General features: G+C 61.2%; 9 protein-coding genes. 4 read left to right on the forward strand and 5 right to left on the reverse strand.

Annotation, left to right across the window (positions count from 1 at the left end; all coding sequences use genetic code 11):
- The first annotated feature begins 266 nt into the window (after positions 1–266).
- The gene (locus tag AC1DLB_RS07820; protein ID WP_477784836.1) at positions 267–1,931 is read left to right on the forward strand and encodes an MFS transporter; all 1,665 of its coding nucleotides are present in this window, start codon (positions 267–269) and stop codon (positions 1,929–1,931) included.
- Positions 1,928–3,076 carry an HlyD family secretion protein gene (locus AC1DLB_RS07825; protein ID WP_477742962.1) on the forward strand — a complete coding sequence of 383 codons (1,149 nt, stop codon included), beginning with the start codon at positions 1,928–1,930 and terminating at the stop codon, positions 3,074–3,076. The genes AC1DLB_RS07820 and AC1DLB_RS07825 overlap by 4 nt, the downstream gene beginning before the upstream one ends.
- Positions 3,077–3,239: 163 nt before the next feature.
- On the opposite strand, the gene copD is transcribed toward AC1DLB_RS07825, so the two are convergent.
- Both copD and copC read right to left on the reverse strand, forming a co-directional pair.
- On the reverse strand, positions 3,240–4,100 hold the full coding sequence (copD, locus tag AC1DLB_RS07830) for a copper homeostasis membrane protein CopD (RefSeq protein WP_477742963.1): 861 nt from the start codon (positions 4,098–4,100) through the stop codon (positions 3,240–3,242).
- A 3-nt stretch (positions 4,101–4,103) separates the two neighbouring features.
- A complete protein-coding gene (copC, locus tag AC1DLB_RS07835) occupies positions 4,104–4,469 on the reverse strand; it encodes a copper homeostasis periplasmic binding protein CopC (protein WP_477742964.1) in 366 nt (121 codons plus the stop codon).
- Between the two features lie 139 nt (positions 4,470–4,608).
- Between copC and AC1DLB_RS07840 the strand changes: the two genes are divergently transcribed.
- Positions 4,609–5,229, forward strand: coding sequence for a TetR/AcrR family transcriptional regulator (locus AC1DLB_RS07840; protein ID WP_007937670.1), 621 nt, complete (start codon positions 4,609–4,611; stop codon positions 5,227–5,229).
- A gap of 139 nt (positions 5,230–5,368) precedes the next feature.
- Here the strand turns inward: AC1DLB_RS07840 and preA are convergent, their stop codons facing one another.
- The 3 genes from preA to hydA all read right to left on the reverse strand — a co-directional run bounded on the left by preA (position 5,369) and on the right by hydA (position 9,658).
- Entirely contained in the window at positions 5,369–6,643 is a 1,275-nt protein-coding gene (gene preA / locus AC1DLB_RS07845) for an NAD-dependent dihydropyrimidine dehydrogenase subunit PreA (RefSeq protein ID WP_477784837.1), read from the reverse strand.
- Entirely contained in the window at positions 6,644–8,011 is a 1,368-nt protein-coding gene (locus tag AC1DLB_RS07850; RefSeq protein WP_477742965.1) for an NAD(P)-dependent oxidoreductase, read from the reverse strand.
- Between the two features lie 207 nt (positions 8,012–8,218).
- Positions 8,219–9,658 carry a dihydropyrimidinase gene (hydA, locus tag AC1DLB_RS07855; protein WP_018929684.1) on the reverse strand — a complete coding sequence of 480 codons (1,440 nt, stop codon included), beginning with the start codon at positions 9,656–9,658 and terminating at the stop codon, positions 8,219–8,221.
- A 622-nt stretch (positions 9,659–10,280) separates the two neighbouring features.
- On the opposite strand from hydA, the gene AC1DLB_RS07860 reads away from it, so the two are divergent.
- On the forward strand, positions 10,281–11,765 hold the full coding sequence (locus AC1DLB_RS07860) for an NCS1 family nucleobase:cation symporter-1 (RefSeq protein ID WP_018929683.1): 1,485 nt from the start codon (positions 10,281–10,283) through the stop codon (positions 11,763–11,765).
- Positions 11,766–11,804 lie beyond the last annotated feature (39 nt).

An 11,804-nucleotide genomic window follows, 5' to 3' on the forward strand; every position in this document is an offset into this window, starting at 1 on the left:
GCAGGGCGGCGGCCAGCAGATTTTTCAGCCAGCGGGGGGAGCGTTGCCAATGGGCAGTGGTCATAAGGGGCACCTTTTGAGTTGAACAGTGCCGTGAGGGTGTCATTTGGATTGCCCCGGAAAAATCCGCTACGGGCGAGAAGACTTTTAAACAGAATTTACGAATCCCGCCGAACACACCGTCCAGTGCGGGAGTAAGCCTGTGGCGAGGGATTTGTGTTTCAGCTGTGGCAAACTGACCACACTCCTTGAACCAAGGCCATCGAATGGATCACTACACCCCGCGCGACTGGCAGCCCCACGAGCGGCCCAGCCTGCCCGGATCGCMCTCGACGCCGTTGCACTCCAACCCCAGGCGGCTGGCCTACGCGCTGGTGGGGGTGTTGGTGGCATTGACCGGTGGTCTCGGCAACTCGCTGGTGGTCGCCAACCTGCCGTATCTGCAAGGCGCGCTGGGCGCGACCACGGCCGAGATGGCCTGGCTGCCGGCGGCTTACGTCATGACCAACGTGTCGATGAACCTGCTGCTGGTGAAGTTTCGTCAGCAGTTCGGCCTGCGGGCGTTCACCGAAGTGTTCCTGATGCTTTATGCGCTGGTGACCTTCGGCCATTTGTTCGTCAACGACCTGAGTTCGGCGATCGCCGTGCGCGCGGCCCACGGCATGGTCGGCGCAGCGCTGAGTTCGTTGGGCCTGTATTACATGATCCAGGCCTTCCCGGCGAAATGGCGGATGAAGGCGCTGGTATTGGGCCTCGGCACCTCGCAACTGGCTTTGCCCATGGCACGGTTGTTTTCCGAAGACCTGCTGCAGATCGCCGAATGGCGCGGGCTGTACCTGTTCGAACTGGGCATGGCGCTGTTGTCCCTGGGCTGCGTGTTTCTGCTGAAACTGCCGCCGGGTGACCGCTTCAAGACCTTCGAAAAACTCGACTTCCTGACCTTCGCCATCCTCGCCACCGGCGTGGCCTTGCTCTGCGCGGTGTTGTCTTTGGGGCGGATCGACTGGTGGCTGGAAGCGCAGTGGATCGGCGTGGCGTCGGCGGCTTCGATCGTGTTGATCCTCACGGGCCTGGCCATCGAGCACAATCGCAGCAACCCGATGCTGATGACCCGCTGGCTCGGTAGCGGGGCGATGATTCGCCTGGCCCTGGCGGTGATCCTGATTCGCATGGTGACGTCGGAACAGTCCACCGGCGCGGTGGGGTTCATGCAGACGCTGAACATGAGCAGTCAACAGCTGCACAGCCTGTATGTGGTGATGTTGATCGGCAGTGTCGCCGGCCTGGTCACCAGCGCCCTGACCATCGACCCCAAGCACCTGATCATGCCGCTGAACATTTCCCTGGCGCTGATGGCGGTCGGTTCGGTGATGGACAGTTATTCGAACAACCTGACCCGCCCGGAAAACCTGTATTTCAGCCAGTTTCTGCTGGCTTTTGGTGGGACGTTTTTCCTCGGGCCGACCATGGTCTATGGCATGCGTAACGTGCTGTCCAGCCCGCGCAACCTGGTGAGTTTCTCGGTGTTGTTCGGTATCTGCCAGAACCTCGGCGGCTTGATCGGCGCGGCACTGCTGGGGACGTTCCAGATCGCGCGGGAGAAGTTTCATTCCAGTCACATCGTCGAGCAGCTGACGTTGCTCGACCCGCGTGTGGCGGCGCGGGTCCAGAGCGGCGGCAACGCGGTCGGCTCGATAATTGCCGACCCGAGCCTGCGCAACCTGCAGGGCATCCGTAGCCTGGCCGCCGCCGCCACCCGCGAGGCTAATGTCCTGGCCTATAACGATGTGTTCATGCTGATTGCCGTGATCGCGGTGCTGACCATGATCTGGATTTCCATTCGCGCCCTGTGGCTGATGAGCACTACCCAAGCCGTTGCCCCGGCGCCTGCCACTCCAACCAAACAATCCAGCGGTGCCACTTCTTCATGACCGAACCGACCACCACGACCACCAACACTATTGCCGCCACCCCCGAAGGCGTGACGCCGCCATCCTCGCCGGGCTCTGAACCGCGCTCGCTGGGGGTGCGGATCATCTCGTCCCTGGGCTTTGCGGCGATTGCTCTCGTCGGTGTACTGATCGTGTTGTACGCCTGGCAACTGCCACCGTTCAGCAGCGCGGTCGAGACCACGGAAAATGCCCTGGTGCGCGGGCAGGTGACGATCATCGGCCCGCAACTCAGCGGTTACGTGTACGAAGTGCCGGTGCAGGATTTCCAGTTCGTGAAGGCCGGCGATTTACTGGTGCGCCTTGACGACCGCATCTACAAGCAGCGTCTCGATCAGTCCCTGGCGCAACTGGCGGTGCAGAAAGCCGCGCTGGCCAACGTGGTGCAGCAACGCAACAGCGCCGAGGCGACCATCAAGTTGCGTCAGGCCGCCGTCGCCGACGCCCAGGCACAGTTGCGCAAAAGTGAAGCGGATTTGCGCCGCAACAAAGAGCTGGTCGGTGATGGCTCGGTGTCGAAACGCGAGCTGGACGTGACCCTGGCCGCCAACGCCCAGACCGTTGCCGCCGTGGCGCAAGCCCAGGCCAATCTGGACATTGCCCGCCAGGATCTGCAAACGGTGATCGTCAATCGCGGCTCGCTGGAAGCGGCGGTGGCCAGTGCTGAGGCGGCGGTGCAACTGGCGCGGATCGACCTGTCGAACACCCGCGTGGTGGCGCCGCGCGACGGTCAACTCGGACAGATTGGCGTGCGCCTCGGCGCCTACGTCAACTCCGGGGCGCAGCTGATGGCGTTGGTGCCGAACCAGTTGTGGGTGATCGCCAACATGAAGGAAACCCAGATGGACAACGTGCGGGTCGGCCAGCCGGTGAGCTTCACCGTCGATGCGCTGAACCACCAGAAATTCCACGGGCGGGTGCAACGGATTTCACCGGCCACAGGCTCCGAGTTCAGCTTGTTGCAGGCTGACAATGCCACTGGCAACTTCGTCAAGATTGCCCAGCGAGTGCCGGTGCGGATCAGCGTCGATGCCGATCAGGAACAGAGCGAACGGCTGCGGCCGGGGATGTCGGTGGTGGTGAGTATTGATACCGCTGCGCAAGGGGATCCCAATACCCCTGACTAACGCATACCTCTTGTGGGGGGTGACCTGTGGCGAGGGGGCTTGCCCCCGTTTGAGTGCGTACCACTCACAGGATTTTTGGTACAACAGAAACTTTGGGGCTGCTTCGCAACCCAACGGGGGCAAGCCCCCTCGCCACAGGTCGCTCCTACAGATGGGGTGTGTTTCAGTTGGCGATCATTGGGGGCAGGGTGCCCAGCAGTGAAACCGCCGCTACCGCGCCGATCCCCAGTATCCATTCCAGCATGACGCTGGTGCGCAACAGCCCCGGACGCTGCTGGCAATCCTTGACCCGCAGCCGATTGAACAGCGCCAACCCCAGCATCGCGATCACCAGCACAACCTTGATCAACAGAATCAGCGCAAACCCGGACAGCAACGGCGTCGGCCAGAACACGCCGGTCAGTACGCGCACGTTGATCAGGCCGGTCATCACCAACCCCGCCACCAACGCGTAACCGATCCCGCTGAAGCGTTGCAGTATCGCGCTCAAGGGATGATCGTCCGGTTGGCGCAGGATCATCACCAGCAACATCAACCCACCGAGCCAGGCGCCGACGCACGTCAGGTGAACAATCTGGTTGAGGATTAACAGTTGGCCTTGCAGGCCATCGAGCATGGCGCCATGACCGACCGGGGCCAGGGTCGCCAGCAGCAGGCTGGAAAGGCCGATGCGCCAGGCCATGTTGGAACGCCAGGGCGTCAACAACAATGCCACGAGCAACAGATTGAGCAGCAGATGCCAGCGCCATAACTGACCGAAAAAGGTATTGCTCAGCACCAGGTTCAGCATCGCCGGGTCGAATGCCGCCTCCGGGGAACTGGCCATGCTGGCGGTGATCAGCAGCAACCAGCCGACGCCGCTGAGCAACGCCACCACGCTGAGCCAGCGGGTCACTCGCGCCAGTGCCGGATCCAGCCATTTCGTTTCGCGGCCCAACAGCAAAGGCCTGAACACCCAGGCCCCGAACAACATCAGCACCACGGTGAAATGCAGGAAGCGGCACAGCACCAGCGCCTCGGTCATGAATTACTGACCCACCTTGAAGCGGTAGGCGCCTTCACTTTTATGGGTGTCGACCGACACGGCGTGCCATTCGACCTTGTAATCGCCAGCGGCCAACGGCGCTGCCGGGGTGACGACCAGGGTTTTGTTGTCGCTGCCTTCGGTGGCGAGGCTTTTTACCGGTACGTCGGCACCGTCCTTGCTGATTTTCACTTTGGTGAACGTTGCTTCAACCCCTTCGGAAAACACCAGGCGCAGTTCCGTTGGCGCGCTCACCGAGCTGTCGGCCGCCGGGGTCTGGCTTTTCAGATGGGCGTGGGCAAACACCGATGAGGCGGCGAGCAGCGAGCCGAGCAGGGCAGCGGTGGTCAGGGCGTTCTTGAGCAGCATCGTGAAGACCTCAGCGGCAGGTTCAAAGTGGCGGGCAGTTTACCTGCCGCAGGGCCGCTGTACGAAGTTTCGTTTTCCCCTGTCGCCGCGACGTAGAGCGGATGCTAGTCTTGAGCAACGCTGTTGTCAGGGAGCCCTCATGGGCAATCACAAGATCGAGATTCGTCGCAGTAACGTCGAAAAAATCCTGTTGGCGGCCGAAAAGGTCTTCGCCGAAAAAGGTTTCGGCAGCACCGCCATGGCCGACATCGCCGCTGAAGTGCAACTGCCGCGCTCCAACCTGCATTACTACTTCAGCACCAAGAGCGAGCTGTACAGCGCGGTGCTCCTGGGTTTGCTGGAGGTCTGGAAGCAAGACGCCCTGTGCTTCGAGATGTTCGACGACCCGCGCGTGGTGCTCAGTAGCTACATCCGCGCCAAGATGAACCATTCCCGCAGCCGGCCGTACGGTTCGAAAGTCTGGGCCAACGAAATCATCCACGGCGCGCCGACCCTCGGTGAGAAGCTGGACGCGAGCCTGTACGACTGGGCCAAGATGAAGGAAGCGAAAATTCGCCAGTGGGTGGAAGACAAACGCATCCTGCCGGTGGAGCCTTCCAGCCTGTTGTACATGATCTGGGCCTCGACCCAGCACTACGCCGACTTCGATCATCAGGTGAACATCCTCAATGATCATCAGCCGTTGTCGGACATGCAGTTCGAACGGGCGGTGCAGACGGTGACCAGTGTGATCTTGCGTGGGATCGGGTTGGAGCCTTGAGGTTGGTGGTGCGGCTGCCGACCTCTTCGCGGGCAAGCCACGCACCAAAAGATTTAGCGTCGATCATTTGATGTGGCTCGACATTAAACTGTAGGAGCGAGGCTTGCCCGCGAAGGCGTCAGTTCAGGCAACGCTGCGTTCAGACCGTGACATGGTAGGGATTGCGGGGATCATGGTTCCAATCCAGAAACGGCTTGCCCGTATCCACCGGGACCATCTCGATGCAATCCTGCACCGGGCAGGTGATCTGGCACAGGTTGCAGCCCACGCACTCCTCATCGATCACTTGATATTTATGCGTGCCATCGGCCTGTTTGAGGCTGGCAATCGCCTGGTGCGAGGTGTCTTCGCAAGCGATGTGGCAGCGACCGCAACCGATGCACGCCTCCTGATCGATTTTCGCAATCACCTGATAGTTGATGTCCAGGTACTTCCAGTCCGTGGTATTGCTCACCGCACGCCCGGAAAAGTCCGACACGCTGGCGTAGCCCTGACTGTCCATCCAGCGTGACAAACCGTCCTTCATCTCCTCGACAATCCGGAAGCCATGCAGCATCGCCGCCGTGCACACCTGCACCGAACCGCTGCCCAGGGCAATGAATTCCGCCGCGTCGCGCCAACTGCCGATGCCGCCAATGCCGCTGATCGGCAAGCCCTGGGTCTGCGGGTCGCGGGCGATCTCGGCGACCATGTTCAACGCAATCGGCTTCACCGCCGAGCCGCAATAACCGCCGTGGGTGCTTTGGCTGCCGACGGCGGGATTGGCGACCAYGCGCTCCAGATTGACGCTGGTGATCGAATTGATGGTGTTGATCAACGACACCGCATCGGCGCCACCACGGTGGGCGGCACGGGCGGCGACGCGGATGTCGGTGATGTTCGGCGTGAGCTTGACGATCACCGGCAACGAGCAATAGGTCTTGCACCAGCGAGTGACTTGTTCGACGTATTCCGGCACCTGGCCGACCGCCGCGCCCATGCCCCGTTCCGGCATGCCGTGGGGGCAACCGAAATTCAGCTCGATGCCATCGGCGCCGGTGGCTTCCACCAGCGGCAGGATGTTTTTCCACGACTCCTCGACGCAGGGCACCATCAGCGACACGATCAGTGCGCGGTCCGGCCAGTCCTTTTTGACCTGGGTGATTTCCCGCAGGTTGATCTCCAGCGAACGGTCGGTGATCAACTCGATGTTGTTGAAGCCCATCACTTCACGGTTAGCCCCGAAGTGCGCCGAGTAGCGTGACGACACGTTGACCGCCGCCGGGTCTTCCCCCAGGGTTTTCCAGACTACGCCACCCCAGCCGGCCTCGAACGCACGGACCACGTTGTAGGCTTTGTCGGTCGGCGGCGCGGAAGCGAGCCAGAACGGATTGGGGGCCTTGATGCCGGCGAAGACAATCGAGAGATCGGCCATTTACGCAGCCTCCACGTTGAGCATGAGTTGAGCGTTGATCGCCTCGGCGGCCAGCTTGCCGTGCTGCACGGCTTGCACGGTGAGGTCCTGATCGAGGCTGGTGCAGTCGCCACCGGCATACACGCCGGGAATGCTGGTGCGCAGCTGCTCGTCGACGAGGATTCGATCGCCCTGACGCTTGAGCTCACGGGCCAGCGGATCGGCGAGGGCGTCGGCGTCGAAGGCCTGGCCGATGGCTTTGAAGATCGCATCGGCGGCCAGTTCAAAGGTTTCGCCGGTGGTTTGCAGGCGACCTTCCACCAGGTGGGTACGGGCGAAGCGCATGCCGCGCACGTTGCCCTGATCGTCGAGCAGCACCTCTTCGGGTTGCGCCCAGGTCAACAGCCGCACCTGATTGGCCTTGGCGATGTCCTGTTCGTGAGCGGTAGCGCCCATGTCCGCGACACCACGGCGGTACACCAGGTTCACGTCCCGGGCACCGAGACGGGCCATTTGCACGGCCATGTCGATGGCGGTGTTGCCGGCACCGAGGACGATGCAGCGTTCGGCCAGCGGCAGTTGCGTCAGGTCATCGGCCTGGCGCAGTTCGCGGATGTAGTCGGTGGCGGGGAGCAGGCCGGGGGCATCCTCGTTGGGCAGGCCCAGTTGTTTGCTGGCGGCCAGGCCGAGGCCGAGGAACACCGCATCGAATTGCTGATGCAGTTCGCTGAGGGTCAGGTTGTCGCCGAGTTTCTGCCCGTGACGAATCTCGATCCCGCCAATCCCCATCAGGAACTCAAGCTCCTTCTGCGCGTAGTCATCCACCAGCTTGTACTTGGCGATCCCGTATTCGTTGAGGCCACCGGCCTTTTCCCTGGCCTCGAAAATCACTACGTCATGGCCGTGCATGGCGCTGCGGTGCGCGCAGGACAAACCGGCCGGGCCTGCCCCCACCACGGCAATGCGCTTGCCGGTTGCGGCGGCGCGCTGGAACGGGTATTCGCTGAAGTGTGCGTTGTCCACGGCATAGCGTTGCAACAGGCCGATCAGTACCGGCGCGCATTCCTGGGCGTTGTTGCGCACGCAGGCTTGCTCGCAGAGGATTTCCGTCGGACAGACCCGGGCACAACTGCCACCGAGGATGTTGGCCGAGAGGATTTTCTGCGCCGCACCCTGCACGTTTTCCTGATGGATATTGCGGATGAACGATGGAATGTCGATGTCGCTTGGGCACGCGTTCACGCACGGCGCGTCGTAGCAATACAGGCAGCGCGAGGCTTCCAGATGCGCCTGACGCTCGTTGAGCGGCGGCGCCAGGTCGGTGAAATGGCCGGCGAGGGCGGCCGCGTCCTCATGGGGATGCGGGAGGTGGTTCAAAGTCTTGATCACGGTGTTGGCCTCACGGTTAATTGAGGTACTGCCTCTGGTGGGCATTGGTTTTTTCGCATCATCCTGTGGCGAGGGAGCTTGCTCCCGCTGGGTGGCGAAGCCGCCCCACATCCTGCCAAATCGGTTGTCCTGCCCCCCCCGAGTCGACTGGCTTTGGGCCTGCTGCGCAGTCCAGCGGGAGCAAGCTCCCTCGCCACAGAGGGCAGATCAGCGTTTCACTGCGGTCGGCTTGTGCAACTCGGCCCGCTTGCTCAGCAAATCAAACACCGCCGGATACGCCGGCCGTTCGATATACCGGCCCGCGCCACGCTCGGCGCGCAAATCACCATCGGCCCACACCACACGGCCCTGGCTGACGGTGTGACTCGGTACGCCACGCACGGTCTTGCCTTCGAAGATGTTGAAGTCGACCTGCTGGTGGTGAGTCTTGGCTGAAATCGTCCGCGTGCCTTCCGGGTCCCACAGCACCAGATCGGCATCGGCACCGACACGGATCGCACCTTTGCGCGGGTAGAGGTTGAAGATCTTCGCGGTGTTGGTGGAGGTAAGGGCAACGAAGTGCTGCATCGACAAACGCCCGGTGTTCACCCCTTCATCCCAAAGCACTGCCATGCGGTCTTCGATACCGGCGGTGCCGTTGGGGATCTTGCTGAAGTCGTCACGGCCGGCGGCTTTTTGCTCGGCGCAGAAGCAGCAGTGGTCGGTGGCGGTGGTGTGCAGGTTGCCCGCTTGCAGGCCGTGCCAAAGGGCTTCTTGATGACCGCGCGGGCGGAAGGGTGGGCTCATCACGTAACCGGCGGCGGTCTGCCAGTCCGGGTGTTGGTAAACGCTGTCGTCCAGCAGCAGATGCCCGGCCAGCACTTCGCCGTACACCGGTTGGCCCTTGGCGCGGGCGTAGGTGATTTCGTCGAGGGCTTCCTTGGTCGAGACGTGGACCAGGTACAGCGGCGTGCCCAACGTTTCGGCAATGCGGATCGCCCGGCTCGCGGCTTCACCTTCCACCTGCGAAGGTCGTGATAGCGGATGCGCTTCCGGCCCGGTGATGCCCTGGGCCATCAACTTGCGTTGCAGGTGATAGACCAGCTCGCCGTTTTCCGCGTGCACGGTCGGCACCGCGCCCAATTCCAGGCAGCGCTCGAAACTCGCCACCAGCGTATCGTCGGCGGCCATGATCGCGTTCTTGTAGGCCATGAAATGCTTGAAGCTGTTGACCCCGTGCTGGCTGACCAGCTCGGCCATTTCCTCGCGGACTTGCTCGCTCCACCAGGTGATGGCGACGTGAAAGCCGTAGTCAGACGCCGACTTCTCGGCCCAGCCACGCCATTGATGAAAGGCCTCCATCAATGATTGCTGTGGGTTGGGTATCACGAAGTCGATGATCGACGTGGTGCCACCGGCCAATCCCGCCGCGGTGCCGCTGAAAAAATCTTCGCTGGCCACCGTGCCCATGAAGGGCAGTTGCATGTGCGTGTGCGGATCGATGCCGCCGGGCATCAGGTATTGGCCGCTGCCGTCGAGCACTTGAGCATCGGCGGGAACATCGAGGTTTTCACCGATGGCTTTGATCACGCCGTCGGCGCAATAGACGTCGGCGCGATAACTTTCATCATGGGTAATAACGGTGGCGCCACGGATCAACAGAGACATTCCGAGTTCCTCGCAGGCATGACCGACTATTGCCGGTTCTAGATGTTTTATATGAAGCAGACGCCAATCGGTGTATTCCTGTCAGCGCTGTCAAGAATAGACGCTAGCTGCAGTTTGTGGATTGAGCAAGAATATTTTTTATAAGCTTATTATTGTTTTAACTGTTTGATAAATAACGATAAAAAATTAAAATCACCAAAATGGTGAGACCGCTCACCATTTTGACGCACTTGACAGGTTGGAAATATGGTCAAGATTTTCTATGTGAAATCAGCCGGTTGAGGATGGTCTATGGTTGATGCGCAACCTTTCAAAAAAAGATCGACGCACCAGATTGAGTCCTGACTGTTCGGACAACTTGCCTGGCATTCGGCCTGAGTGACAGGGCAACTGACCGGGGACTCGCTAGTTGGATAAATAAAGCTGATTAACATCAGTTGGTTAGCAAAGTTTTATGGCACTGCCCGAGGCGCAAGCGGGGCACCCGGCACGTTTATTGATGCCGCCGCTGACACCGTGGCCGGTCCGTAAAAGTTGTCAGTTTCTCCGGCCATCGTCCGGCTCGCGCGCATTGCGCCAGCCTCTGATGAGCAAAAATAATCAAAAGAACAGTGGAGCGGCCATGCAACAGATCAGATCGCAAGTGACCGAGCGCGACGGCTTGTTTGAGCTCGAAGCCGGCAGCGATGTCCTCGACAGTCCCCGATACAACCACGACATGGCTCCGACCAAGGTGCGCGAACGAACCTGGAACAAATGGCACATCACCGCGCTGTGGGTCGGCATGGCGATCTGCGTGCCGACTTACACCCTCGGCGGCGTACTCACGGCCTACTTCGGCCTGACCGTGGGCGAAGCGCTGCTGGCGATTCTGTTCGCCAATATCATCGTGCTGATCCCGCTGACCCTGAACGCCTTCCCCGGCACCAAGTACGGCATTCCGTTTCCGGTATTGCTGCGCTCGTCCTTCGGCATTCTCGGTTCCAACATCCCGTGCCTGATCCGCGCCCTGGTGGCGTGTGGCTGGTTCGGCATCCAGACCATGTTCGGTGGGCTGGCGATTCACCTGTTTCTCGGCTCGGTGTTCGATGGCTGGAAGGCCCTCGGCGGTACCGGCGAGGTGATCGGCTTCATGCTGTTCTGGGCCTTGAACCTGTGGGTGGTGATTCGCGGCGCGGACTCGATCAAGTGGCTGGAAACCCTCTCGGCGCCGTTGTTGGTACTGGTGGGCGTGGGCCTGCTGGTGTGGGCTATGCCGAATGTATCGATGACCGAGTTGCTGGCGATCCCGGCCAAGCGTCCGGAAGGGGCCGGCGTGGCCAGTTATTTTGCCGCCGGGCTGACCGCCATGGTCGGCTTCTGGGCCACTTTGTCGCTGAATATTCCAGACTTCAGCCGCTACGCGAAAAGCCAGAAGGACCAGATCGTCGGGCAGATTATCGGTTTACCCCTGACCATGTTCCTGTTCGCCTCCCTCGGCGTGGTGATGACGGCCGCGTCGGTCAAACTGGTGGGTGTCACCGTCTCTGATCCGGTCACCTTGATCGGCCATATCCAGAGCCCGGTCTGGGTCGCACTGGCCATGGCGCTGATCATCATCGCCACCTTGTCCACCAACACTGCGGCCAACATCGTGTCGCCAACCAACGATTTCCAGAACGTCGCGCCCAAGTACATCAACCGCACCACGGCGGTGATGCTCACGGGGTTGGTCGGGTTGGCGCTGATGGCCCATGAACTGCTGAAAAAGCTCGGGCTGATTGTCTCGGATCTGAGCCTGGAGACGGTGTATTCCAACTGGTTGCTCGGCTATTCGAGCCTGCTGGGGCCGATCGCCGGGATCATGGTGGTGGACTATTTCCTGATCAAGAAACAGCAACTGGATCTGGCCGGCCTCTATCGTGATGACGTGTACCCGGCGTGGAACGGGTTTGGCTTCATCGCGTTCGGCGTGCCGGTGGTGTTGACGCTGCTGTCGCTGGGCAGCGATGCCTTCAGCTGGTTCTACAGCTACGGCTGGTTCACCGGCTCGGCCTTGGGAGGGCTGATTTATTACGGGTTGAGTTCGATGCGGCCGAGTCCGACTGTCGTGAAATCTCCGGTGTGATGAGTGATCGTTCCTACGCTCTGCGTGGGAACGCAGCCA

The sequence above is a fragment of the Pseudomonas sp. 05N434 genome (assembly GCF_056396965.1).

What these genes read in the sequence shown, in the direction of transcription:
- AC1DLB_RS07825 (WP_477742962.1), top strand. Translation starts at nt 1,928, where the DNA reads ATGACCGAACCGACCACCACGACCACCAACACTATTGCCGCCACCCCC.
- copD (WP_477742963.1), bottom strand. Translation starts at nt 4,100, where the DNA reads ATGACCGAGGCGCTGGTGCTGTGCCGCTTCCTGCATTTCACCGTGGTG.
- copC (WP_477742964.1), bottom strand. Translation starts at nt 4,469, where the DNA reads ATGCTGCTCAAGAACGCCCTGACCACCGCTGCCCTGCTCGGCTCGCTG.
- AC1DLB_RS07840 (WP_007937670.1), top strand. Translation starts at nt 4,609, where the DNA reads ATGGGCAATCACAAGATCGAGATTCGTCGCAGTAACGTCGAAAAAATC.
- hydA (WP_018929684.1), bottom strand. Translation starts at nt 9,658, where the DNA reads ATGTCTCTGTTGATCCGTGGCGCCACCGTTATTACCCATGATGAAAGT.
- AC1DLB_RS07860 (WP_018929683.1), top strand. Translation starts at nt 10,281, where the DNA reads ATGCAACAGATCAGATCGCAAGTGACCGAGCGCGACGGCTTGTTTGAG.